The organism is Telluria sp. ZB4P34 (genome assembly GCF_059686055.1).
The window spans coordinates 381677-406323 of sequence record NZ_JCASIF010000001.1; the positions used below are offsets into that span (position 1 = coordinate 381677).

The 24647-nt window shown below is 65.4% G+C and carries 24 protein-coding genes and 1 pseudogene; 6 read left to right on the forward strand and 19 right to left on the reverse strand.

From position 1 onward, the window contains the following. Window positions 1-77: 77 nt before the first annotated feature. From AC56KL_RS01645 to plsX, 9 genes are all read right to left on the reverse strand, one after another. Entirely contained in the window at window positions 78-503 is a 426-nt protein-coding gene (locus AC56KL_RS01645) for a sigma-E factor negative regulatory protein (protein WP_497178406.1), read from the reverse strand. Window positions 504-532: 29 nt separating this feature from the next. Further along, window positions 533-1135 carry an RNA polymerase sigma factor RpoE gene (rpoE, locus tag AC56KL_RS01650; protein ID WP_227802184.1) on the reverse strand — a complete coding sequence of 201 codons (603 nt, stop codon included), beginning with the start codon at window positions 1133-1135 and terminating at the stop codon, window positions 533-535. 61 nt (window positions 1136-1196) lie between these two features. Next, window positions 1197-1700, reverse strand: a complete 504-nt coding sequence (locus tag AC56KL_RS01655) for a hypothetical protein (protein WP_497178407.1) — start codon at window positions 1698-1700, stop codon at window positions 1197-1199. Between the two features lie 151 nt (window positions 1701-1851). After that, complete coding sequence (gene fabF / locus AC56KL_RS01660; RefSeq protein ID WP_497178408.1) at window positions 1852-3099, reverse strand: beta-ketoacyl-ACP synthase II; 1248 nt, start codon at window positions 3097-3099, stop codon at window positions 1852-1854. A 38-nt stretch (window positions 3100-3137) separates the two neighbouring features. Continuing rightward, the gene (gene acpP / locus AC56KL_RS01665; protein WP_020653257.1) at window positions 3138-3377 is read right to left on the reverse strand and encodes an acyl carrier protein; all 240 of its coding nucleotides are present in this window, start codon (window positions 3375-3377) and stop codon (window positions 3138-3140) included. Window positions 3378-3567: 190 nt separating this feature from the next. Next, window positions 3568-4305 carry a 3-oxoacyl-ACP reductase FabG gene (fabG, locus tag AC56KL_RS01670; protein WP_497178409.1) on the reverse strand — a complete coding sequence of 246 codons (738 nt, stop codon included), beginning with the start codon at window positions 4303-4305 and terminating at the stop codon, window positions 3568-3570. 35 nt (window positions 4306-4340) lie between these two features. Continuing rightward, window positions 4341-5279: an ACP S-malonyltransferase gene (fabD, locus tag AC56KL_RS01675; RefSeq protein ID WP_497178410.1), complete on the reverse strand. Its 939-nt coding sequence runs from the start codon at window positions 5277-5279 to the stop codon at window positions 4341-4343. 193 nt (window positions 5280-5472) lie between these two features. Then, window positions 5473-6459, reverse strand: coding sequence for a beta-ketoacyl-ACP synthase III (locus AC56KL_RS01680; protein WP_497178411.1), 987 nt, complete (start codon window positions 6457-6459; stop codon window positions 5473-5475). Window positions 6460-6485: 26 nt separating this feature from the next. Beyond that, the gene (plsX, locus tag AC56KL_RS01685) at window positions 6486-7514 is read right to left on the reverse strand and encodes a phosphate acyltransferase PlsX (protein WP_497178412.1); all 1029 of its coding nucleotides are present in this window, start codon (window positions 7512-7514) and stop codon (window positions 6486-6488) included. On the opposite strand from plsX, the gene AC56KL_RS01690 reads away from it, so the two are divergent. Beyond that, complete coding sequence (locus AC56KL_RS01690) at window positions 7473-7673, forward strand: hypothetical protein (RefSeq protein WP_497178960.1); 201 nt, start codon at window positions 7473-7475, stop codon at window positions 7671-7673. The genes plsX and AC56KL_RS01690 overlap by 42 nt on opposite strands. Window positions 7674-7715: 42 nt before the next feature. On the opposite strand, the gene rpmF is transcribed toward AC56KL_RS01690, so the two are convergent. Both rpmF and AC56KL_RS01700 read right to left on the reverse strand, forming a co-directional pair. Beyond that, a complete protein-coding gene (rpmF, locus tag AC56KL_RS01695) occupies window positions 7716-7898 on the reverse strand; it encodes a 50S ribosomal protein L32 (protein ID WP_005666806.1) in 183 nt (60 codons plus the stop codon). A 249-nt stretch (window positions 7899-8147) separates the two neighbouring features. Beyond that, window positions 8148-8645, reverse strand: coding sequence for a YceD family protein (locus AC56KL_RS01700; RefSeq protein WP_497178413.1), 498 nt, complete (start codon window positions 8643-8645; stop codon window positions 8148-8150). 185 nt (window positions 8646-8830) lie between these two features. Between AC56KL_RS01700 and AC56KL_RS01705 the strand changes: the two genes are divergently transcribed. Continuing rightward, window positions 8831-9472 carry a Maf family nucleotide pyrophosphatase gene (locus AC56KL_RS01705; RefSeq protein WP_497178414.1) on the forward strand — a complete coding sequence of 214 codons (642 nt, stop codon included), beginning with the start codon at window positions 8831-8833 and terminating at the stop codon, window positions 9470-9472. Window positions 9473-9500: 28 nt separating this feature from the next. Beyond that, the gene (locus AC56KL_RS01710) at window positions 9501-10250 is read left to right on the forward strand and encodes an SAM-dependent methyltransferase (RefSeq protein WP_497178415.1); all 750 of its coding nucleotides are present in this window, start codon (window positions 9501-9503) and stop codon (window positions 10248-10250) included. Window positions 10251-10311: 61 nt separating this feature from the next. On the opposite strand, the gene AC56KL_RS01715 is transcribed toward AC56KL_RS01710, so the two are convergent. The 3 genes from AC56KL_RS01715 to aceA form a co-directional block, all read right to left on the reverse strand. After that, window positions 10312-11577, reverse strand: a complete 1266-nt coding sequence (locus AC56KL_RS01715; RefSeq protein ID WP_497178416.1) for an EAL and HDOD domain-containing protein — start codon at window positions 11575-11577, stop codon at window positions 10312-10314. Between the two features lie 121 nt (window positions 11578-11698). Beyond that, window positions 11699-13012 carry a 23S rRNA (adenine(2030)-N(6))-methyltransferase RlmJ gene (locus tag AC56KL_RS01720; RefSeq protein WP_497178417.1) on the reverse strand — a complete coding sequence of 438 codons (1314 nt, stop codon included), beginning with the start codon at window positions 13010-13012 and terminating at the stop codon, window positions 11699-11701. Window positions 13013-13211: 199 nt separating this feature from the next. Then, window positions 13212-14510: an isocitrate lyase gene (gene aceA, locus AC56KL_RS01725; protein ID WP_497178418.1), complete on the reverse strand. Its 1299-nt coding sequence runs from the start codon at window positions 14508-14510 to the stop codon at window positions 13212-13214. Between the two features lie 414 nt (window positions 14511-14924). On the opposite strand from aceA, the gene AC56KL_RS01730 reads away from it, so the two are divergent. From AC56KL_RS01730 to AC56KL_RS01740, 3 genes and pseudogenes are all read left to right on the forward strand, one after another. Then, the gene (locus AC56KL_RS01730; protein ID WP_497178419.1) at window positions 14925-15866 is read left to right on the forward strand and encodes a PEP-CTERM sorting domain-containing protein; all 942 of its coding nucleotides are present in this window, start codon (window positions 14925-14927) and stop codon (window positions 15864-15866) included. Window positions 15867-16181: 315 nt separating this feature from the next. After that, a complete protein-coding gene (locus tag AC56KL_RS01735) occupies window positions 16182-16769 on the forward strand; it encodes a PEP-CTERM sorting domain-containing protein (RefSeq protein WP_497178420.1) in 588 nt (195 codons plus the stop codon). A gap of 144 nt (window positions 16770-16913) precedes the next feature. Continuing rightward, a pseudogene (locus AC56KL_RS01740) lies at window positions 16914-17881 on the forward strand (IS1595 family transposase). Window positions 17882-17920: 39 nt separating this feature from the next. Here the strand turns inward: AC56KL_RS01740 and clpB are convergent. The 5 genes from clpB to AC56KL_RS01765 form a co-directional block, all read right to left on the reverse strand. Next, complete coding sequence (clpB, locus tag AC56KL_RS01745; RefSeq protein WP_497178421.1) at window positions 17921-20527, reverse strand: ATP-dependent chaperone ClpB; 2607 nt, start codon at window positions 20525-20527, stop codon at window positions 17921-17923. Between the two features lie 91 nt (window positions 20528-20618). Further along, window positions 20619-21041, reverse strand: coding sequence for an inner membrane protein YiaA (yiaA, locus tag AC56KL_RS01750; RefSeq protein ID WP_497178422.1), 423 nt, complete (start codon window positions 21039-21041; stop codon window positions 20619-20621). Between the two features lie 94 nt (window positions 21042-21135). Beyond that, window positions 21136-21516, reverse strand: a complete 381-nt coding sequence (gene crcB, locus AC56KL_RS01755) for a fluoride efflux transporter CrcB (protein WP_497178423.1) — start codon at window positions 21514-21516, stop codon at window positions 21136-21138. Further along, a complete protein-coding gene (gene moaE / locus AC56KL_RS01760; protein WP_497178424.1) occupies window positions 21513-22007 on the reverse strand; it encodes a molybdopterin synthase catalytic subunit MoaE in 495 nt (164 codons plus the stop codon). Before moaE ends, crcB begins: the two co-directional genes overlap by 4 nt. Then, a complete protein-coding gene (locus AC56KL_RS01765; protein ID WP_497178425.1) occupies window positions 22004-24646 on the reverse strand; it encodes a DUF349 domain-containing protein in 2643 nt (880 codons plus the stop codon). Before AC56KL_RS01765 ends, moaE begins: the two co-directional genes overlap by 4 nt. Window position 24647: the final 1 nt, after the last annotated feature.

The window sequence follows — 24647 nt, forward strand, 5'->3', positions numbered from 1 at the left end:
ATGTGATACGAATCAATGGTGCCAGTCCGATACGCCAGGCATATCAGTGGGTGCAGACCGCACCAGGCAAGGATGGGTTACACGCGCTTGACGACCGCCGGCTCCGGCTCGGGTACGGCGGCCTCATGCGCCGGACTCGCCAGCGCCGCCCCGTTCAGCGCCTCGGCCCCGGGCAGCACGGCCGGCGCGATCGCCGCCAGCGCATCGGCCGGGGTCGGGGGCCGGGCAGCCGGCCGCCGCTCGGGGATGGATTCGGCGGCGAGCTTCTCGGACAGGCGCGCCGCGAAACCCGGCGACAGCCCCGAGGCCGCCGGCTCGCTGCGCAGCGTGTCGCCGATCTGGTGGTAGAGCTCCCATGTTCGCCTTCCGTCCTCTTCGCGCAGGGCCGCCAGGGCGAGTTCGAGGTCGGCGTCCGGCAGTTCGCCGTCTGCAAAGGCCGATATGTAGTCGCGTATCTTCTTGTTCGTGTCCATCTGGTAACCTGCGCCCGTCGGTCTGTTCAATATGTCCTGCATGTGTACGATCCTGCTACTTACCGACGTTTGTCAACCGGGAAATCGAGCAATGGGCGCAATTTCTCGGCGATGACTTCACGCGCACGGAAAATCCGGCTCCGTACGGTTCCTATGGGACACGCCATCACCTCGGAGATTTCTTCGTAGCTCAATCCTTCTATTTCACGCAGAACAATCGCCGTTCGCAACTCCAGGGGGAGCGCTTCCATCGCCGCGTTCACCGTATGGGCAATCTGTTTGCTCGCCAACACCGATTCCGGAGTGTTTATGTCGCGCAAGCTGTCTGCGTCGTCGAACCCTTCGGCCCGCTCCGCATCCGCCTCGGTCGAGGTAGGTGCGCGGCGGCCCTGTGTGACCAGAAAATTCTTCGCCGTGTTGATACCGATGCGATACAGCCAGGTGTAGAAGGCCGAATCGCCGCGAAAGTGCCGCAGGGCGCGGAAGGCCTTGATGAAGGTCTCCTGCACCACATCCTCGGCTTCGGCCGGGTCGTGTACGAGGCGCGACACCAGGCGCATCAGGCGGCGCTGGTATTTGGCCACGAGCAGGTCGAACGCGCCCCGGTCGCCGGCCTGGACACGCTCTACCAACACCTGATCACCCTCGCGTTCTGTCGTCACGGACCCTGCCCCATCGGCTGCAACGGCCCTTCCTCATAAGAGTTGGCCCGCTGCAATAAGTTCAAGCTATTTTATGTAACATCGATGCCGTGCCGGGAGCTCCGCCGTCCCCGCCGAGCGCCACTGCCAGGGCGCGAAAGGCCTCCGGCGCGACGCTGTCGGGCAGCACGGCAACCGTGCGGCAGCGGGCCCTGCGGCCGGCTTCGCTCCCCGTTTCCAGTCGCAGCAACATCATCCGCGGCCACAGTACCGAGCCAGGCAAGAGCCTTGCCGGCAGCGCTTCGGCAGTGCCAGGCCGCACACCCTGTTGTACCGTCAGGCGTAGCTGGCCGGGTCCAGAAAGATCAATGCGATGCACCGTTGCAGCACGCAGCGCGGCATGCAGCACACATCCTCCGGCGAACAGCAGCGCAGCCGCGACAAGCGGCCCGGCAGCGAATCCGGCGGACGCGCGGGGGCCGGCCGCCGTGGCAAGCGCAGCCGCGCACAAGACTGCGCCGAAGCCGGCGAGCAGGCAGCGCAGGCGGCGCGACGGCGCAACGACGATGGTCATCGCGATCGACATGGTTTGGGCAGGAAAAAAAAGGCGCCGCAGGCCGGAGCGCGCGAGAGGAGCGCGAAGGAGATACGGGGGGGTAACGCTGTTGGAGCGCAGGACCGAACGGTCCAGGCTGTCAGGCGCCCATTCCGGTTAGACCGGAATGGGCGTGTCTGGTTCAGACTTTTGCGAACACGAGGGTACCGTTGGTACCGCCGAAACCGAACGAGTTCTTGACCGCGTAGTCGATCTTCATGTCCCGCGCCGTGTTGGCGCAGAAGTCCAGGTCGCATTCCGGGTCCGGATTGAACAGGTTGATCGTCGGCGGCGACTTCTGGTGGTGAATCGCCAGCACGGTGAACACCGATTCCAGGCCGCCCGCGCCACCCAGCAGGTGGCCGGTCATCGACTTGGTCGAGTTCACGACGATGTTCCTGGCATGGTCGCCGAAGACGCGCTTGATGCCGCGCACTTCCGCCACGTCGCCCAGCGGCGTCGAGGTGCCGTGTGCATTGACGTAGTGGACTTCGCTGGCGTTCAGGCCGGCGTTGTGCAGGGCCGCCACCATGCAGCGCGCTGCGCCGCTGCCATCCTCGACCGGCGAGGTGATGTGGTTGGCGTCTGCGCTCATGCCGAAGCCGATGACTTCCGCGTAGATTTTCGCGCCGCGCTTGACCGCGTGTTCGTATTCTTCGAGCACCATGACGCCGGCGCCTTCGCCCAGCACGAAGCCGTCGCGGTCCTTGTCCCACGGACGCGAGGCGGTGGCCGGATCGTCGTTGCGGGTGGACAGCGCGCGCGCCGAGGCGAAGCCGCCCAGGCCCAGCGGCGAGATGGTCGCTTCCGCTCCGCCGGCAACCATCACGTCGGCATCGCCGTACTCGATCAGGCGAGCGGCGGCGCCGATGCAATGCAGGCCGGTGGTGCAGGCGGTGACGATCGCCAGGTTCGGGCCGCGCAGGCCGAATTTGATCGAGAGATCGCCCGAGATCATGTTGATGATCGATGCCGGCACGAAGAAGGGCGAGATGCGGCGCGGGCCGCGGTTCATGTACTCTTCCTTGGTGGCTTCGATCATCGGCAGGCCGCCGATACCCGAACCGATGGTGACACCGATGCGGTCCGCGTTTTCCTCGGTCACGACCAGCCCCGAATCCTGCAGGGCCTGGATGCCGGCTGCCATGCCGAAATGGATAAAGCTATCCATGTTACGGCCTTCCTTGCCCGGCAGGTAGTCTTCCACCTTGAAGTTCTTCACTTCACCGGCGAAATGGGTCGTGAACGGCGTCGCGTCGAACTTGGTAATGTTGGCAATGCCCGACTTCCCGGCCAGCGCCGCGTCCCACGCCTCGGCAATGGTGTTGCCGATTGGTGAGATGCAGCCCAGGCCGGTAACGACGACACGGCGGTTGCGTGAACGGCTCAAGCGATTCTCCCAGAAACTTTTAAAGCGACAGCGACAGCTTAGGCCTTGACGTGCGCGGTGGCGTAGTCGATGGCTTGCTTGACGGTGGTGATCTTCTCAGCCTGCTCGTCAGGGATTTCCATTTCGAACTCGTCTTCCAGTGCCATCACCAGTTCCACGGTGTCCAGCGAGTCAGCGCCGAGGTCGTCAACGAACGAGGATTCGATTTTGATGTCTGCTTCTGCAACACCCAGTTGCTCAGCGACGATTTTTTTAACGCGTTGTTCGATATCCGACATGTTATGGCTCCATTAAGGTATGTGTTGCGGAAAGTGCGCGCATTTTATCAGGTTTGCGCGTTGAAAAACTACTTTCGGCGATTACGGCTATTTCCACCGAAATTACTGCTAAAAGTGGCGTACAGACCGGATTTCGTTCGCAATAGTGCGAGGTCCGGCCGATCCGCCCCTGTTTTGTTCTGTTCTGTTCTTAATTCATGTACATGCCGCCGTTCACGTGCAGCTCGGTGCCCGTGATGTAGGCGGCGGTCGGGCCGGCCAGGAAGGCCACCGCGTGGGCGATGTCTTCCGGCTGCCCCAGGCGGCCCAGCGGGATCTGGCCCAGCAGGGCTTCGTGCTGGCCTTCGCCCAGTGCCTTGGTCATGTCGGTGTCGATGAAGCCCGGCGCCACGCAGTTGACGGTGATGTTGCGGCTGCCGATCTCACGCGCCAGGGCGCGGGTCATGCCGGCCACGCCGGCCTTGGCGGCGGCGTAGTTCATCTGGCCCGGATTGCCCGAGGCGCCCACCACCGAGGTGATGTTGATGATGCGGCCGTGTTTCGCCTTCATCATCCCACGCAGTACCAGGCGCGACAGGCGGCCGACGGCGGTAAGGTTGGTGGCGATGACGCTCTCCCACTCCTCGTCCTTCATGCGCATGGCCAGGTTGTCCTGGGTGATGCCGGCGTTGTTGACCAGGATGGCCAGGCCGCCGAAGCTCTTCTGCACGTCGTCGATGACGGCGCCGCACTGGGCAGCGTCGGTCACGTTGAGCACGGCGCCCTTGCCGCCGAATTCAGCCAGGTAGGCGCTGATCGCCTCGGCGCCGGCTTCGCTGGTGGCGGTGCCGACCACTTTGGCGCCCTGGCGCGCCAGCTCGAGCGCGATGGCCTTGCCGATGCCGCGCGATGCGCCGGTGACGAGGGCGACTTGGTTCTGCAGGTTCATGCTTGTCCTCTTGTTGTGGTGTTCTTCTGCTTGCTTCAGGCCGGCTTGATGGCGGCCAGGACGCGTTCCAGCGACGCCTGGTCGACCAGCGCTTCGCCCGCCAGCACCGGATCGATACGCTTGGCCATGCCGATCAAGGTCTTGCTCGGCGCACACTCGATGACCTGGGTGACGCCGTCAAGCGCCATCTTCTGCATGGTCTCGACCCAGCGCACCGGCCCCGCGGCCTGGCGCACCAGGGCGTCCTTGATGGCAGCCGGATCGTGCAGGATAGCGACGTCCACGTTGTTGATCAAGTCGAGCCTGGGCGCCGAGAAAGCGATGTTTTCCATGTAGTCGCGCAAACGGCTTGATGCGGGCGTGAGCAGCGAGGAGTGGAATGGCGCCGACACCGCCAGCTTCATGGCGCGCTTGGCGCCCCGGGCCTTGGCGATCTCGCAGGCGCGGTCGATCGCGCCGGCGTGGCCGGCGATGACGATCTGGGTTGGCTCATTGAAGTTCACGGCCTCGACGACTTCGCCCTGGGCAGCCTCGAGGCAGACAGCGCGCACGTCGTCCGCTCCCAGGCCCAGCACGACGGCCATGCCGCCCTGCCCGACCGGCACCGCTTCCTGCATGGCCTGGGCGCGGAAACGCACCAGCGGCACCGCATCCTTGAACTGAATCACGCCCGCGGCGACCAGGGCCGAGTATTCGCCCAGGCTGTGGCCGGCCACGACCTGCGGCGCCGGGCCGCCGGCGGCGATCCAGGCGCGGTACACGGCGACCGCGGCGGTCAGCATCACGGGCTGGGTGTTGGTGGTGAGGTCGAGGTCTTCCTTCGGGCCTTCGGCGATCAGCTTGCCGATGTCGAAGCCGAGGGCGTCGGAGGCTTCAAGGACGGTCTGCTCGACGACCGGATTGCCGGCGAAGCCGTTCAGCATGCCGACGGCCTGGGCGCCCTGGCCCGTAAACAGGAATGCGAATTTGCTCATTATTGTTCTCTCTGTTCGAATATGTGTTGGTCACCGCAACATTCGGGCTGCCACGACGTTCGTAGGGTGGTCGGCCGACCGCGCGTTCAGCTAAAGAAAGTGTCGCCACAGTACATCCGGAAGTTGGACGCGCGGTCGGCGAAGCCGACCACCCTACGCAATACCGCAGCGCACGCACCGCGGCACCAAACGCTTACATGCGGGCGAGCACCGCGCCCCAGGTGAAGCCGCCGCCCACGCCTTCCATCAGCACATTGTCACCCTTCTTGATACGGCCATCGCGCACCGCCACGTCGAGCGCCAGCGGGATCGAGGCGGCCGAGGTATTGCCGTGCTGGTCGACGGTGACGACCATCTTTTCCAGCGGCAGCCCGAGCTTCTTGGCGGTGCCCTTCATGATGCGCAGGTTGGCCTGGTGCGGGATCAGCCAGTCGATATCGGACGGCTGCATCTGCGCGTGCGCGAGCGCTTCCTTGGCGACTTCTTCCAGTACGGTGACGGCCAGCTTGAAGACCGCTGGGCCGTCCATGTACAGGAAGCCGCTGCCGGCCACGGCGCCGCCGGCCAGGTTGCCCGGGATCGACAGGATGTGCGACTGGCTGCCGTCGGCGTGCAGCTTGGTGGCCAGGATGCCGGGCTCCTGCGAGGCTTCCAGCACAACGGCGCCGGCGCCGTCGCCGAACAGCACGCAGGTGGTGCGGTCGGTGAAGTCGAGGATGCGCGAGAACACCTCGGCGCCGATCACCAGCACGCGCTTGTACACGCCCGCGCGGATGAAGGCGTCGGCAGTCGAAAGCGCGTACACGAAACCGCTGCACACGGCCTGCACGTCGAAGGCGGCGCTGTTGTTCAGCATGCCGAGCTTCTGCTGGACGATGCAGGCGGTACTGGGGAAGCTGCCGTGGAAGTCGGGCGTGGAGCTGGCCACGATCACCAGGTCGATCTCGCCTGGCGCCCTGCCGGCTGCTTCGAGCGCCCGGCGCGCGGCGTGCACGGCCAGGTCGGACGCGTTCTCGTCGGCCGCCGCATAGTGGCGGCTCGAGATGCCGCTGCGGGTCACGATCCATTCGTCGGAGGTCTCGATTCCCCCGTCGGCCAGCTGGGCCGCCAGTTGGTCGTTCGTGACGCGCTTGGCCGGCAGGTAGCTGCCGGTACCGGTGATCTTGCTGTAGACAGTCATCTTCTGCACCATCCTGCTGGTTTTGGTTACGCCTGGCGCTGCTGGGCGTCGGGCGAGGGCGGCATCAGTTCGGCGATCAGGGCCGACAGCTGCTCTTGTACATCGAATTTGGCCGCGTTGTAGGCGCGCCGGAGCGCCCACTCGAACGCGAAGGCGTTGGCGCCGCCATGGCTCTTGAAGACCAGGCCTTTCAGCCCGAGCAGGCCGGCGCCGTTGTAGCGTTCCGGGTTCAGCTTCTTCAGCGACTTGCGGGCCAGCAAGGCGCCCGCCATGGAGAAGACACTTTCCGTGAACACCGACTTGACGAAGCGCGACAGGCCTTCAACGGCCTTGAGCGTGACGTTGCCGACGAAACCGTCGCACACGACCACGTCCACCGTGCCCTTGAAGATGTCGTTGCCTTCGACGTTGCCGTGGAAGTTCAGCTTGCCGCGCGCGTGGTCGGCCCGGAGCAGCGCGCCGGTCGCCTTCACCACGTCGTTGCCCTTGATTTCCTCGGTGCCCACGTTGAGCAGGCCGATCGTCGGGCGTGGAATGTTTTCCATTGCCGAGCACAGGACCGAACCCATGATGGCGAACTGGTGCAGGTGATGCGGCTCGCAGTCGACGTTGGCGCCGAGGTCGAGCATGTAGGTCGGGCCGTTCTTCTGGTTCGGCATGATCGAGCAGATCGCCGGACGGTCGACGCCGGCCATGGTCTTGAGCACATAGCGCGAGACGGCCATCAGGGCGCCGGTGTTGCCGGCCGAAACGCTGGCGTTGGCGCTGCCGTCCTTGACCAGCTCGATGGCCACGCGCATGGACGAATCCTTCTTCTTGCGCAACGCGATCTCGAGCGGATCGTCCATCGTGACGACCTCGGTGGCGTGTTTCAGGGTGATCCGGGGGTGCGACTCGGCGCGATGCTTCTTGAGTTCAGCGCGCACGACATCTTCGAGACCCACCAGGATCAGATGGACGTCCGCTTGCTTTTTTAGAAACGAAATGGCTGCCGGAATAGTAACTGAGGGGCCGTGATCGCCGCCCATGCAGTCAATGGAAATTGTGATTGTCATTTGTTGGGAGATGCCGGCTCATGCAAAACGACAAAGCGTGCGGGCGGCAAGATGGGATCGGGCATGGCGCATAGCCAGCCGCTGTCCACGCAATTCAACATGACGGAGTGCAAGATTATTGCAGCCGAGGACAAAGAAAAAGCGGCGCCACGCAAATAACATACGTCGCACCGCTTTCATAGTACTAAAGACAAACGCCGATTACTCGTCGTTCTTGGTCTTCAGGACTTTACGGCCACGGTAGAAACCGTTCGGGCTGATGTGGTGACGCAGGTGGGTCTCGCCAGTGGTCGGCTCGACTGCCAGGTTCGGTGCGGTCAGGAAATCGTGCGACCGGTGCATACCGCGCTTCGACGGGGACTTCTTATTCTGCTGAACTGCCATGATGACTCCTAATACATAAGTTCTAAAATTCTAACACATTCGATTTGCAAATACTTGCAGATCGAGTATCCCAGCGGTAACTTCTGATCTTGACAAACTCGTTGCGATCTTTCCACTACCGACATGTTTTAACGCTGCTACATCAACTGCCTAATGCCATACTCGATTACTGCACGCGTTTGACACGTTCTTTCAAGTCGTACCGCCGATTTACCTTACTACTCTGCGGCACCACTAATTCTGTAAAGCTTATTCGGGCTTGAGGTTTTTCAGCGCCGCGAATGGCGAGACCTTCTCGGTCTTCAGGACGTCCAGCAGCTTGGTGTCCGGGCATGCTGCATGTTTCGGTGCCTGCGGCAGGGCCAGCAGGGCTTCGTCTTCCAGCAACTGGCGAATGTCGCACTCGTGGCTGCCGACGATCACGTCGATGCTCTCGTCGTCGAGGACTTCCTCGATCCCGTCCGCATCCTCGTCGTCCTTGCCGAGCACCAGCATGGTGGACGAATCGATCTCGTAGTCCATCGGGGTCAGGCAACGCTGGCACACCAGCTTCACGGGACCGGCGACCGCCAGGGTCATCGATGGATAGCCCTGCCTGGTCAGGCCGCCGTCGATCGACCAGCGGATCTCCCCGGATTTGTCGGCGCAATCGGCTGCCAGGCGGGTCATCTCGGTCACGGGAGTCGTCCCCTCGCGGTGTCCGCTATTCCGGCAAAACTCGAAGGCGTCAATGACAAAAGCGCTCATTTGGAAAACTTCCCCGGAAAACCTGCGATAATAACAGGCTTCTCCCCGCAGAGTCAAAGACTTACCTCGTTGTTGACCGGCGTATGTCGCATGCGCATGCCGAACTGTGGCATTTATCGCGCTTGCCTGACTGAGAGTCATGTCTATAAGCTGGGCTTATCGTTTTACTTGTTCGCCAGACCGCAATGATACCAAGTTCCGCGCCTTCCCGTTCGGCGGATTTTCGCCCGATTCCGCGCCTGATCCTCGCATCCGGCTCCGCCTACCGCCGCGAGCTGCTGTCGCGCCTGCAGCTGCCCTTCGAGGCGGTGGCTCCCGACATCGACGAAGGCCCGCATGCCGGCGAGGCGCCCCAGGACACGGCCCTGCGCCTGGCGCGCGAGAAGGCGGCGGCGGTCGCCGCGCGCTGTCCCGGCGCGCTGGTGATCGGCTCCGACCAGGTCGCGACGCTGGACGGCATCCAGATCGGCAAACCGGTCGACCATGCGCGCGCGCTGGCCCAGCTGCAGCTGATGCGTGGGCGCCGCGTGGTCTTCCATACGGCGCTGTGCCTGTGGGACAGCCGCGCGCCCGACCCGGCCCGGGCCGCCCAGCTCGAGAACGTGCAGGTCTTCGTCGACTTCCGCGACCTGCCGGATGCGGAACTGGACGCCTACCTGCGCATCGAGCAGCCCTACGACTGCGCCGGCAGCGCCAAGAACGAGGGCCTGGGCATCGCCTTGCTCGAGCGTATCGAATCGAGCGACCCGACCGCCCTCACCGGCCTGCCCCTGATCGCCCTGACCGGCATGCTGCGCCGCGCGGGCCTGCCCTTCTTTGGCGTGTGACACCTTTACTGACTGATTCATTGAAACGATGCCCGGCACCCTCTACCTGATTCCGAACACCCTTGGCCCCGTCGACGCCGCACCCGGCGCCCTGTCCGCCCTGCTGCCGACGCAGGTGCAGGCGCTGACCGCGCGCCTCGACTATTTCGTCGCCGAGAACGCCAAGACGGCGCGCGCCTTCCTGAAACTGGTCGCCATCGACCATCCGCTGGCGCGGCCGCTGCAGGACATCGAGATCGCGGAACTGAACGTGAACACCCCGCCGGCCGCGCTGGCCCAGCTGCTGGCGCCGCTGCTGGCGGGACGCGACGCAGGACTGGTATCGGAAGCGGGCGTACCCGCCGTGGCCGATCCCGGCGCCGACCTGGTGCGCCTGGCCCACCAGCACGGCATCGCGGTGCGGCCGCTGGTAGGCCCGTCCTCGCTATTGCTGGCGGTGATGGCGAGCGGCCTGAACGGGCAGAGCTTCGCCTTCAACGGCTACCTGCCGACCGATGCGGCCCAGCGCAGCAAGCGCATCCAGCAGCTGGAGGGACGCTCGCGCAGCGAGAAGCAGACCCAGTTGCTGATCGAGACGCCCTACCGGAACGGGCAGATGCTGGAAGCGCTGGTGGTCGCCTGCCAGCCGGGCACGCTCGTGTGCGTGGCCACGGACCTGTCGCTGGCCAGCGAATCGGTCAGGACGATGACGGCGGCAAAGTGGAAGCAGGCACTGGCGGCGGGCAAGGGACCGGATTTTCACAAGAAGCCGACAGTCTTCCTGTTCCTGGCGCAGTAATCCGAAGCCTCCGCGACGGCCTCACTGCTAGCGGTGAGAAAAACAGCGCTTGACGCCGCGTTCAATGCACCTCGTGCGTCATCTCGCGCACCCAGTCGAAGGCCTTCAGCTCGATGTCGCGGATCTGGGCCACCGACAGGCCCAGCCTGCGCAGCGCGTTGTACAGCTTGCGCCCGCCCTCGGCCGCCTCGAGCAGCTCGGCCACCCGCAGCATGGTGCCGAACTCTCCTTCGCGGTCGATCAGTGCGGCGCGCACATCATCGGCCACCTCGACATTGTCGAGGATGTCGCGCATCGGGATCGAGAACAGCGCATCGGCCAGCGACATGATGCCCACCGTGAAGGCGCGGTCGGCGCAGGCAGCGTCGCCGGGCCGGCGGGCCAGGGTCATCAGTTCGAGCAACTTGCCGCGCGTGGTGGCCAGTTGCAGCAGCGGCGAAGCCAGCTCGACCCCACCGGCCGTCGTGTACAGCAGGATCTGCAGCCAGCGCTGCAGCTGGCGCCGCCCGAGCTGGTCGAGGGCCTGCGGCAGCGATTCGACCTGCTCGCCCGGCGCCGCGCGGCTGTTCACCAGGCGCAGCAGGTTCAGGCTGATCAGGGCGTCGCGCTTGACCGCCGTCTCGATCACGCCTGCGTCGACGTCCGAGCTCACCAGCTCCAGCAGGCGCAGGATGGCCATCTCGGAAGGGGTGATCTTCTTGCCAGACAGGATCACCGGACGCGCGAAATAATAGCCCTGGAAGTATTCGAAGCCGAGGTCCATGCACAGCCGGAACTCGTCGAGGGTCTCGACCTTTTCGGCCAGCAGCTTCTTGCCGGTGGCCTTCAGCGACGCCACCAGGCCCTCCAGCTCGTCGCGCGGTGCGAGCTTGACATCCACCTTGATCACATCCACCAGGCCGACCAGCCGGTCGAGTTCGGGAGAGTGCTCGACCACGTCATCGACCGCGAACTTGAAGCCGAGTTCCTTGAGCTCGGCGACACGGGCCAACAGTTGCTGGGTCGGCTTGACGGTTTCCAGGATTTCAAGGATAACCTTATGAGGCGGCAGAAAACGCACGAAATCGCTCATCAGGACCACCTCGTCCACGTTGACAAACGCAAGCTGCTCGCCCACCACCTGCTCCATGCCGAGCTGGGAGGCGTGCGAAATTACGGCCGCGGTCGCTGCGGCATTGTCGGTCAGCTTGGCGTCGTCGTCCTCGCCCGCGGCGCGAAACAGCAGCTCGAATGCCACGAGATGCTGGTCACGGCCGAGAATAGGCTGACGGGCAAGGAAAAAATCGTTGGACGGCACGGATGCCGCTGCCGTTGCTTCGGCATGCATCTGGATACTCCTGGAAACTGTTGCGACATGGCTGTGTCTGCCGGACAGGCGCGCAAACGCCTGCCTCGAAGACTATACTACAAATTCGACATTCTTAGCATTTTTACATCGAATCGGGCGTTCAGCGCTTGCCGCTGCCGCCGTTGCCACGTCCGCCGCCGCTGCGCGGAGCGCCGGAGCGGGGCCCGGCCGGGCGCGCAGCATCGGTGCGCGCACCATCCGTGCGTGCGCCGCCCGGACGGGCCGTCGCGGGCCGCGATGGCGCGCCGCCTGCCGCAGCCGGGCGCTTGCCCTGCCCGCCTGCCGGCGCCGGGCTCTGCGGCTTGCCCTGTGCACTGCCGTCGGGGCGCCATACCCGGCGCGCTCCGGTCGGGCGCGCCGCCGGGCCAGCGTCCGCCGGCTTGGCCGCACGCGGATCTTCCTCGCCTTCGCGCACCATGCTCTGGCCCGGCAGGCGCAGGCTGCCCTTGCCCGACAGCGGGCTGGCGCGGCGCGCATTGCCGACCGGGACGCGCGGCCCCTCGCCTGCCAGGCGCGCGGATGCGGCGCCGGTCACTTGCGTGCCGCGCTCGATGGTGAAACGGGCGCCGGCGTCCTTGCCCAGCACCTGCACCAGGTAGGGCATGGTGTCGCGCAGCATCGCTTCCAGGGTATAGGGCGGATTCAGGATGAACATGCCGCTGCTGTGCAGGCCGAGGCCGTCCGGTCCGGGCGTGGCCACGGTCAGGGTAACGTTCAGCCATTCCTTGGCCGGCAGGCGCTTGAGCTTGTCTGGGAACTGGCGCGATTCCATGCGCTGCAGTACCGGGTACCAGACCGCATACATGCCGCCCGGGAAGCGGCCCAGGGCGTCTTCCAGCGCATCGCGCACCTTCTTGTAGTCGTCCTTGACTTCATACGGCGGGTCGACCAGCACCAGGGCCCGGCGCGATGGCGGCGGCAGCAGTTTCTTGAGGCTCTGGAAGCCATCGCCGTGCTCGATGATAACGCGCTTGCCGCGCGAGCGTTCGCCCTGCTCGGCCTTGTGCGCCTCGGCCTTGCGGACATTCTCGTACAGGATCTTGACGTCGGCCGGGTGCAGCTCGAACAGGCGCAGGCGGTCGTCCGGCCGCGCCATCTGGTCGGCCACGTAGGGCGAGCCCGGGTAGTAGCGCATCTTGCCGCTCGGGTTCATCCGCTTGACCAGGTCGAGGTAGGGCCTGAGCGCCTCCGGGACCTCGGTCGCATTCCACAAGGGGCCGATGCCGGTGTCGAACTCTCCGGTCTTGGTGGCCTGGAAGCTGTCGAGCGCGTACACGCCGGTGCCCGAGTGGGTATCGATATAGGTGTAGGCCACGTCCTTCTGGTTCATATACAGGTGCAGCTGAACCTGGACAAAGTGTTTGAGGACATCGGCGTGGTTACCCGCGTGGAAGGCGTGGCGGTAGCTCAACATAAGCTGGAATTCCTGAGAAGAGAGTCGGTGCCGTGTTTTCAACGGCGATATTGCCGCCATTATCCACTACATCGCGCGTGACTGGTCCATTGTAGGGTGGTCGGCTCTGCCGACCACCCTACAAAAGCCGATCCGCAAGCAAAAAAACCGCAGGCCCTCGCGGGCGCTGCGGTTTTCGGTGCACAGGGAAGATCCGCGCTTACGCGACCTTCTTCTCGTCGAAGAACTGCTCGTCTTCGGTCGAGCCGTGCAGCGCCGTGGTCGAGCTCTGGTTCTGCTGGATGGTCTGGGTCACGGCGTCGAAGTAGCCGGTGCCGACTTCGCGCTGGTGCTTCACCGCGGTGAAGCCCTTCTCGGCGGCGGCGAATTCCGCTTCCTGCAGTTCCACGAAGGCCGACATGCCGCGGCGCGCATAGCCATGGGCCAGGTTGAACATGCCGTAGTTCAGCGCGTGGAAGCCGGCCAGGGTGATGAACTGGAACTTGTAGCCCATCGCGCCCAGTTCGCGCTGGAACTTGGCGATGGTGGCGTCGTCCAGGTTTTTCTTCCAGTTGAAGGAGGGCGAGCAGTTATAGGCCAGCATCTTGCCCGGGAACCTGGCATGGATGGCTTCGGCGAACTGCTTGGCGAAGTTCAGGTCCGGCTTGCCGGTTTCGCACCACACGAGGTCGGCAAAGGGCGCATAGGCCAGGCCGCGCGAGATAGCCTGCTCGATGCCCGGCTTGACCTTGTAGAAGCCTTCCACGGTGCGCTCGCCGGTGCAGAAGGGTTTGTCGTTGTCGTCCACGTCCGAGGTGAGCAGGTCGGCTGCCTCGGCGTCGGTGCGGGCGATGACCAGGGTCGGGGTACCCATCACGTCGGCGGCCAGGCGCGCGGCGTTGAGCTTCTCGACGGCTTCGCGGGAAGGCACCAGCACCTTGCCGCCCATGTGGCCGCACTTCTTGACCGAGGCCAGCTGGTCCTCGAAGTGCACGCCGGCGGCGCCGGCATCGATCATGGCCTTCATCAGCTCGAAGGCGTTCAGCACGCCGCCGAAGCCGGCTTCGGCATCGGCCACGATCGGTGCGAAGTAGTCGATGTCGTCCTTGCCTTCGGACCACTGGATCTGGTCGGCGCGCTGGAAGGTGTTATTGATTCGGCGCACGACCTGCGGCACCGAGTTGGCCGGGTACAGCGACTGGTCGGGATACATTTCGCCGGCGACATTGGCGTCCCCCGCCACCTGCCAGCCCGACAGGTAGATGGCCTTCAGGCCCGCCTTCACCTGCTGCATCGCCTGGTTGCCGGTCAGGGCGCCCAGCGCATTGACGTAGGGCTCGTTATTGACCAGGTCCCACAGCTTTTCGGCGCCGCGCCTGGCCAGCGTGTGTTCGATCTGGATCGAACCGCGCAGGCGCACGACGTCGGCTGCCGTGTAGTTGCGGGTCACGCCTTGCCAGCGTGGGTTGGTGTCCCAGTCTTGCTGGAGTTCACTGATCTGTTGTTCGCGAGTTGCCATGCTGTTTCTCCTGATGAAAGCGCCAAGTTAAGAAGCTGATGTCGAATCTGGTGATGAAGCCGGTGCAAGTGAATCCGTTGACACCATCATAGACCAGTTTGTGCAGAGCACAACAACTCTTATATAAGACATCAAAAGTTTTTTTATCTATTTACTTTCAATGACTTGGATTCTATTTTTCATGATATGAAATAAAATTTCTCAGAATGGGAGTGTGTACCTGAAACAGCTTTGCTGCGCGTTTCACCAGACGAAACGTTCTTTTCACGATGTAAAAAATGCATGAGATGGACCGTTGTTGGATTGCTGTTCATCATCAAATTAATCAATTTATTTGTTGACTTAGCGAAATTGTAATGACATCATGCAATTCATCAAATTCATCAAAACATATAAAAATTACCGAAAGTGATCATGCGCTCAGTCCTCCGTCGTGCAGTCAGCAGTCTTCTCGTCGTTGCCGCTACCAACGCTTCTGCCGGTGTCATCACGCAGGATGGCGTCGTGTTCACCTCGACCTACACCGGCAATGTCCTGAGCCTGAAGATCGATGCTGCCAACCGCAGCGGCGGATGGGCAAGCGCAAGCGCCATCAATGCGCTGTCGATCAAGACCGTCGGCGCCTTTACCGGTGTGACGATGAGTTCGCAGGGCAGTGTCTGGTCGCTCTCGCCCAGCGAACTGAACGCAGCTGGTTGCAGCGCGGCCAAGGGCAAGACCAGTACCGCGGGCATGAGCCGCCTCTGCTATACCGGCTCCGCGATCGCGCTGTCCGACGACATGCAGTTCAACTTCACCTTCACCGGCTCCCCGGACCTGTCCGCGCCGCACCTGAAAGTACGCTTCGTCGATGCGCAGGGCCGTAAGACCGGCAGCCTGTTGTCGCTCGACTTCCCGGTGCAGGGCGCCAGTGCGCCGAGTGTTCCGACGACCCCGACCGCTCCAGCCACCCCGACCACCCCGACCGCTCCAGCCGAGCCGGGCGCTCCGACCAGCCCGACCGGTTCCACCGGCACGCCGGCAGCGACCGTGCCGGCCGGGACCCCGCCCCTCGACGGCGGCTTTACCGGCTCGACCGGCGGCCAGGCCGGCTCGATCGGCATCCAGCCGACCGGCATCCAGCCGACCGGCGCCACCCCCACGCCTCCCGAGCTGATCCCGTCAACCCCGGTGGTGACCCTGCCGGGCATGGGATCCAAGCTGCCGGGCCAGGAAATCGTCATCGTGATCGAGATGCCGGGCGACGAGGAAGGCGACGCTTCCGAAGTACCGGAACCGCAGTCGCTGGCCATCCTCGGCCTGGGCCTGGCGACGATGGGCGTGGCGCGCCGCCGCAAGTTCCGGGCAGCCCGCTGAGCCGAACAGGAAGCTGCCGCAACGGGCCGCCCAGGGGCGGCCCGTTTGCGTTAACGCCCTCCCCTTGCGCCCTTGACGGGCCTGCCGGGCTAACTCAGCCATTGGTTAGTCGCCTAACAGAAAGATCACACCACGCGGCCTAGGCTGGGCTTGCGTACTTAGAACCTATCCCAGTAGGGAATGAGTCGCTTTCGGCGCGCCTGGCAGGCCGCCAGCTTCCTCCTCCCTACTGGGATAGGTTCTTAAACGTACGCAAGTCCGGGCCGTTCGCCGACGCGAAGGCCCGGGTCGTTCAATGTCATCAAGGAGATTGAATTGAAGACCTTCGAATTGAAAGACTTATTGCGCAACGCAGCCGTGACCCTGGCCCTCGCCGCCGGCGTGGCCTCACCGAGCCAGGCCGGCTCGCTCACCTATCAAGGCGTGAGCTTCACGTCGAGCTGGTCCGGCAATCTGCTGACCCTGGAAATCGACGCCGCCAACCGGACCGGCGACTGGCTCGAGGCCACCAGCATCGGCGCCCTGCAACTCAAGGACCTCGGCACGTTCTCGGACGTGACCCTGGTGTCCGCGCCCGGCGGCGCCACCGACTGGACGCTGTCGTCGAACGAACTGAACGCGAACGGCTGCAGCGGCGGCGGCCACGCGGGACGCAGCCTGTGCTTCTCGGGAGACCGGGTGGCGCTGACCGACAATATGGTGTTCCAGTTCAGCTTCAGCGGCGCCCCCAGCCTGGACGCGCCCCACCTGAAGGTGAACTTCTTCGGTGATGGCGATCGCAAGGTGGGCAGCCTGCTGTCGCAGGCGATCGCGCCGGTGCCGGAACCGCAAACCTGCGCCATGCTGCTGGGCGGGCTCGGGCTGGTGGGCTTCATGGCACGCAGGAAGCGCAAGAAAGCCTGATTCTGCGTCTGGATGGGGAAACGGCGCGTGCCCTTGCGGGCCGCGCCGTTTTTGCTTGGCTCTGTCAACCTTATGTATGGATGAGGGAGGAACTGCTGAGCCAATTCGCTGTCGAACACCGGTCACGACAGACGGGGAACGAGCATGCGATCGCCTCAGTTCACAAAGTGGTTTGCCAAACTCCCTGCGCTGAATGTCCCCCAGCGCCTCAAGACGCTCGCGGCCCTGCAACCGGCCGCCAGGCTCGATCAGGTGATCTCGCTCATCACCGAGATCGGCGCCACCGCCCGGCGCTGTCCAAGTTGCGCCTGTGACCGATACCACCGGCATGGCCAGGCGAACGGCCTGCAGCGCTACCGCTGCCGCGCCTGCGGCCGCACGTTCAACGACCTGAGCGGTACACCGCTGGCGCGGCTGCGGTTGCGCGATAAATGGCTGGATTACCTGGGCGCCATGCTCGAATCGAAGTCGGTGCGGGCAAGCGCCCGCCAGGTCGGGGTGCACCGCAACACCGCCTTTCGCTGGCGCCATCGCTTCCTGCAGCGGCCCCGGGACGACCAGCCCCGGCAGCTCAACGGCATCGTCGAGGCTGATGAAATGTTCTTGCTGGAATCGCAGAAGGGCTCGCGCAAGCTGGACCGGCCGGCGCGCAAACGCGGCGGCAAGGCGGGTCGGCGCGGCATCTCAAGAGAGCTCGACTGCATTCTGGTCGCGCGCGACCGTAACGGACAGACCGTCGACGCTGTAACTGGCCGCGGCGCGCTGACGGCGCCGCAACTGGAGCGTCACCTGCTACCCAGGCTGGATCGGCAAGTGCTCCTGGTAAGCGACGCGCATGCGGCGTACCGCAGCTTCGCCCGCAAGCACGGCATCGCGCACGAGGCCGTCAACCTGCGTGCCGGCTGCGAGTGCGCCGGGGCGCTGCCGGCGCCATCCACGTGCAGAACGTGAATGGCTACCACCAGCGATTCCGGCAATGGTTGAGCCGGTTTCGTGGGGTGGCCTCGCGTTACCTGCCCAACTACCTGGGCTGGCGCCGCGCGCTCGATGGCGACCGGGTGAGTACTGCGCTGCAATTGCTGCGCATTGCGATCGGGGTCATCAACAGTTAGCGCTGACAGCGCCTTTTGCTTTGCTGACGAAATGCAGGTCTACTTTGCCAGTTCCACCTGCTCCCCGAACACGAGGTTGCCACCGCGGACCCGCACCGGGATCGTGTCCTTGGGCCCGAAGCGGCCGGCCAGGATCGCCTTCGACAACGGGTTCTCGATCTGCTGCTGGATCGCGCGCTTGAGCGGCCGGGCGCCGTAGATCGGGTCGAAGCCGGCTTCCGCGATCTTCTGCAGGGCTTCGTCGTTGATGTCGAGCTGCATGTCCATCTTGGCCAGGCGCTCCTCCAGGTTGCGCAGCTGGATCTTGGCGATCGCGCCGATGTTCTTCTCGTCGAGCGCATGGAACACCACGATCTCGTCTATGCGGTTGATGAACTCGGGACGGAAGTGCCCGCGCACCTCGGCCATCACGGCCAGCTTCACCACGCCCGGCTCGTCGGTGTCCATCGACTGGATCTTGTGCGACCCCAGGTTCGAGGTCATCACGATCACGGTGTTCTTGAAGTCCACCGTGCGGCCCTGGCCATCGGTCATGCGGCCGTCGTCCAGCACCTGCAGCAGCACGTTGAACACGTCCGGGTGCGCCTTCTCGATCTCGTCCAGCAGGATCACGCTGTAGGGCTTGCGGCGCACGGCTTCGGTCAGGTAGCCGCCCTCCTCGTAGCCGACGTAGCCCGGCGGCGCGCCGATCAGGCGCGCGACCGAATGCTTCTCCATGAATTCGCTCATGTCGATGCGGATCATCGATTCCTCGGTATCGAACAGGAAGCTCGCCAGCGCCTTGCACAGTTCGGTCTTGCCGACGCCGGTCGGGCCCAGGAACATGAAGGAACCATACGGCCGGTTCGGGTCCGACAGGCCGGCGCGCGAGCGCCGGATCGCGTCCGACACCGCTTCGATGGCCTCGTCCTGGCCGACCACGCGCTCGTGCAGCTTTTCCTCGATGTGCAGCAGCTTCTCGCGCTCGCCCTGCAGCATGCGCGACACCGGGATGCCGGTCGCGCGCGCCACCACTTCGGCGATTTCCTCGGCGCCGACCTGGGTGCGCAGCAGCTTCGGCCTGGGCGCTTCGCCGTCGGCGCCGGCGGCGGCTTCCTCGGCCTTCTTCAGCTGGGATTCCAGTTCCGGCAGGCGGCCGTACGACAGCTCGGACATCCGGCTGTAGTCGCTCTGGCGCTTGGCTTCCTCGATCTGGTGGCGCACCCGCTCGATCTCTTCCTTGATGTGCGCGGTGCCCTGCACCGCCGCCTTCTCGGCTTTCAGGATCTCTTCGAAGTCGTTGTACTCGCGCTCCAGGCGCGCGATTTCCTCGCCGATCAGCTCCATGCGGCGCATCGAGGCTTCGTCGGTTTCCTTGCGCACGGCTTCGCGCTCGATCTTCAGCTGGATCAGGCGGCGTTCGAGCTTGTCCATGACTTCCGGCTTGGAGTCGATCTCGATCTTGATCTTCGAGGCCGCTTCGTCAATCAGGTCGATCGCCTTGTCCGGCAGGAAGCGGTCGCTGATGTAGCGGTGCGAGAGCTCGGCCGCGGCGATGATGGCCGGGTCGGTGATCTCGACCTTGTGGTGCAGCTCGTACTTCTCCTGCAGGCCGCGCAGGATGGCGATGGTCGCCTCCACGCTCGGCTCGTCGACGATGATCTTCTGGAAGCGGCGCTCGAGCGCAGCGTCCTTCTCGACATACTTGCGGTACTCGTCCAGGGTGGTCGCGCCGACGCAGTGCAGTTCGCCGCGCGCCAGCGCCGGTTTCAGCATGTTGCCGGCGTCCATCGCGCCTTCGGCCTTGCCGGCGCCGACCATGGTGTGGAGCTCGTCGATGAAAACGATGGTCTGGCCCTCGTCCTGGGCCAGCTCCTTCAATACGCTTTTCAGCCGCTCTTCGAACTCGCCGCGGTACTTGGCGCCGGCCAGCAGGGCCGCCATGTCGAGCGACAGCACCCGCTTGCCCTTGAGCGAATCGGGCACTTCGCCGTTGACGATGCGCTGGGCCAGGCCCTCGACGATGGCGGTCTTGCCGACGCCCGGTTCGCCGATCAGCACCGGATTGTTCTTGGAACGGCGCTGCAGCACCTGGATCGCGCGGCGGATCTCGTCATCGCGGCCGATCACCGGGTCGAGCTTGCCCTGGCGCGCCCGCTCGGTCAGGTCGAGGGTGTACTTCTTGAGCGATTCGCGCTGGCCTTCGGCGTCCTGCGAGTTCACGGACTCGCCGCCGCGCACGGCCAGGATGGCGGATTCGAGCGCCTTGCGCGCCAGGCCATGCTCGCGCGCCAGGCGGCCGGCGTCGGACTTGTCTTCGGTGAGCGCCAGCAGGATCATTTCCGACGACAGGAACTGGTCGCCGCGCTTCTGGGATTCGCGGTCGGCCAGGTTGAGCAGTGCCACGAGCTCGCGCCCGACCTGCACGTCGCCGCCGGTGCCCGACACCTTCGGCAGGCGTTCCAGCCCCGACCTCAGGGCATTGCCCAGCCCGCCGACATTCACGCCGGCGCGCTGCAGGAGGGAACGGGCGCCGCCGTCGTCCTGGTTCAGCAGGGCGACCAGCAGGTGCACCGGTTCGATGTACTGGTTATCGTTGCCGACCGCCAGGCTCTGGGCATCCGCCAGCGCTTCCTGGAGCTTGGTCGTCAGTTTGTCTTGCCGCATGGTATTGCTCCCTAGTGGTGTTCTTAACTGAGGAGCAAGATAGGGCTCGCTGTCGGCTTTTCAAGATGTGCAATGCCCCACCATCGGCAAATCACTCCAGCGCCGCCCCGGCCACCGGCTCGCGCAGGCTGTTCAGGTCGCGCACGTTCTTCTGGACGGCCACGACGGAGAACAGACTCAGCACGAAGGACATCGCATAGAAGCCTTTTTCGCTGGGGGCCAGGGTGGCGTTCCACAGGCCGATGCTCAAGAGCAGGATCGCCGCCAGCAGCGATATCCAGCACAGGCCCGCATACAGATTGGTGACGGCAATGCCTTCGGCGCGGTCACGCACGGTCTTTTGCAGCGACACGGCCGCGAACAGGCCGTACAGCAGCAGGGTCAGGTAGTAGCCTTTCTCGTTGAGCTGCATCTGGGCGTTCCACAGGCCGATCAGGAAAGTGCTGGCGCCGATCAGGAGCGCACCCCAGGAAGCACCGACGAAGGCGGCGGTCGGGCGTTGAACGGTTTGCATGGCTGGTCCTCCAAAAAGTGATCCAGCCGCCAACGTAGCATGCCTTGTAGCCCGACAACTTGCGCGAATTCAGTGGTAGCAAGCGGTGATACCGTCAGCCGCGCAGGGCGCGCCATGTGGCGAACCCGGCGGCGCAGCAGAGGAGCGAGCCCAGCAGGTGCAGCAAGGTGTGCGCCAGCGCCCAGCCGACTTCGCCGCGCTGGAGCAGCAGCACCGATTCGCCCGAGAAGCTGGAAAAGGTCGTGAGGCCGCCGAGGAAACCGGTGATGGCGAACAGGCGCCATGCCGGCGAGAGTTCGGGATGGGCGCTGAAGAATCCCAGCGCCAGCCCGACCAGGTAGCCACCCAGCAGGTTGGCCGCCAGCGTGCCGAGCTGGACATAGCCGTGCAGCCTGCCCAGCCAGATGCCCAGCCCCCAGCGCAGCCAGGCGCCCAGCGCCGCGCCCGCGCCCACCGCCAGCCAGTTCCAGCTCATGCGTCGGCGCGCCGCCGCGCCCACTTCAGCCTGGCGGAATCGTCGCTGCTCCTGGCGTCGACCCAGCGGGCGCCGTCCGGGGTCTGCTCCTTCTTCCAGAACGGGGCGTCGGTCTTGAGGTAGTCCATGATGAACTCGCAGGCGGCAAAGGCCTCGCCGCGGTGCGCCGCGCAGCAGGCCACCAGCACGATCTGGTCGAGCGGCAGCAAGGGGCCGATCCGGTGGATGACCAGTACGCCCAACAGCGGCCAGCGGGTCCTGGCCTGCGCGACGATGTCTTCCAGCGCCTTTTCCGTCATGCCGGGATAGTGCTCCAGCTCCATCTCTGCGACGACGGCGCCCTCGTTCAGGTCGCGCACGGTGCCCACGAAAGCGACCACGGCGCCGACCCGGCCGTCGCCGGCGCGCAGGCGGGCGATCTCGGCCGACAGGTCGAAGTCGGCTTCCTGCACCCGGATATCGCTTACACCGGTCGCGGCAGGTGCATTCATCGGCCATCCTTTGCAAAGCGCGTGAGCAGGTGCTCGATGCGGGTTTCGGTGCGCGCGTCGGCCAGCGCCGGCAGCGCCAGCAATTCGCGCAGCCCGCCCGCGCCCGTCTCATGGCCGCCCTTGTGCCCGGCTTTCTGCCCCGATTTGAGCGAGCTTTGCAACACTTCGACCTGCAGCTTCAGACGCTCGCGTGCGAACTCGGCGCCGCTGTCGATGCCAGCCGCGATCTCCAGGCGCAGCAGCTCGTGCAGCAGGCGCTCGCGGTTCGCTTCCAGCCGGCCCGCGTAGCCGCTGCGCTCGCCTTCCAGCGCATCCAGGGCGGCCTCGAAGCGGGCATGCAGCACCGGCTCGTAGCCGCCCTCGAGCGGCAAGAGCGCATCCCAGCGCGCGCGCCAGTCGGCGGGATTGGTATGGGCGTCCGGATTGACGAGCGCGTTTTCCAGCGCCTGGATCAGGCGCAGCTTGTCGCGCACGGCGCCGGCCAGCGCCAGCCCGGCGGCGCGGCGCACCACGTCGGCATGGTGCTGCACCGCGGCGACGGCCGCGTGGTAGCGCTTCTCTACCCGCGCCTCGTGGGCGCGCGGCACCGGGCCGATCGCGGCCCACTCGGCGGCGGCCTCGCGCAGCAGTTTGCCGGCGGAGGCGGGCGTCGCATCCGGTGCGGACGCCTCCAGGCGCGCACATACGGCTTCCTTGGCGGCTTCGTGGGCGCGGCGTTCGGCGTCCGCCGCATGCGCCTGTTCCTTGCGCCGCGCAAACAGCGCGTCGCAGGCGGCGCGGAAGCGTTGCCACAAGGCCTGCTCGGCCTTGCGTTCGAGCGGCAGCGCGCGCGCATGTTCCTGCCAGCGCGCCTGCAGCTCGCGCAAGGCGTCGACCGCGTGGCGGTCGTGCGGGTCGAGCGCCAGCGCTGCCTCGATCAGCCCCTCGCGCACGCTCATCTCGCCCTGGCGTTGCTCTTCCAGCGGACGCTGGAGCGTGTTCAGCGCATCGGCGAACAATTGGTCGAGGCGTTTCTTGTCCTTGCGGTCGATGGCGCCCAGGTGGCTCCAGGCGGTACGCAGGCGCTGCACCGTACCGGACACATGCTTCCAGTCGGCCTCGCCGGACGCGAGCCGCGCGATCTCGGCCTGCGCTTCGTCCACCAGCGCCTGGCCGCGCGCCGCATTGGCGTGGCGCTCCTCGGCCAGGTGCCTGAAGTGGGCGGCGGCCGGCGCATAGGCCGTGGTGCACGCGGCGTCGAAGCGCTCCCACAGCGAACGCGGCGCGGCGCCCGACAGGCTGTCGAGCGCCTTCCAGCGCTCGCGCATGCTGCCTACTTTCTTGGCCAGCTCGCCCATCGCCAGGTTCTCGCCGGGCAGCGCCTCGACCTGCTTGATGAGTTCTTCGCGCGACACATTGCCGCCCCAGCGCGCCCAGTCGGACAGGCGCTTGAGCTCGGCGCGCACGTGGTTCAGGCGCTCGAGCTGCGCCGGCGTGAGGCGCATCCCCTTGTCCTTGCTTTCCTTGAGCGACTTGTCGAGTTCGGCGGCGGCGCCCAAGGAGCCCTGCTGCAGGGCCGCTTCCATGGCGTCGAGCTGGTCGAGGAAGTGCTGGTCGGCGCCCTTGTTGGGCGCCTTCGGCGGCCTGGCCGGCGCCGCGGCCGTCGCGGACGCGGCGGGTGCAGCAGCCGCGCGCTGTTCCTGTTTCGGCTTGCGCGGCTCCTGCGGCAGGCTGGCCAGCAACGCATCGAAGCGGCGCTGCAGCCCGTCCCCGCGGCCATTGGACGGCATCGCCGGCAGGCGCTGCCATTCCTTGCGCAAATTGTCCGCCTTCAGCTCGGCCACCGGCTGGGCCTGCCACTGCGACAGCGCCGCCTCGCGTGCGGCCAGCGCGGCCCGGTCCTGCTCGATGCTGGCGAGGCTGGCTTGCAGGCGCGCCTGTTCGGTGGCGAACTCGGCCACCAGGGAACGGGGCAGCGATGCGTGGCCCTGCGCGACCAGCGCGCTGGCCTGCTCGCGCGACAGGGTGTCGAGACGCTCGGCGAACGCGGCGGCGTCGAGCCCGGCGGATTCGAGCCGGCGCAGCGCGGCCAGGCGGTCGATCATGGCGCGCTGCAGCTGCACCTGGTCTTCCAGGCGCTTGCCGAGCTCGGCACGGACGGCATCGAATTCCGGCGCCAGTTCGGGCGCCTTCGTCAGCGCCCATTTGCGGTCGAGTTCAGCGACGTGGTTGGGAGTCAGCAGTTCGTCGTCCAGCAGCGCCCTGCCATGCGCCAGCGCTTCCTGACCGCGGCGCAGCTCGGCTTCATGGTGGCGGATCGCATCGAGACGCGACTGCATCAGCTTGGCGACGCGGCGGTCGGTATTGCGCATCGCCGCGTGGACCCGCTCGAGCTGGGCCCGGCCGTGGACCAGCTCAGCCGCGCCCAGGCGCAGTTCGGAAAATTCGGAGGACAGGATGAAGGCTACGGCGGCGTCTTCGTCGCCGTCCAGGTGCTTGAGCTGTTCGGCCTGCTGCTCACGCGGGGTCGGTGCGGACCGGGCCGGTCCGGCATCCCGCGCGCCGGCCTGCTGGCCGCCCGCAGGCTGCTCCCCCGGCTGTTCACCGGAGGCGCCGGCCGGCTTGTCGCCGCCCTGCCGCTTGAAAAGGAATTCGAACATG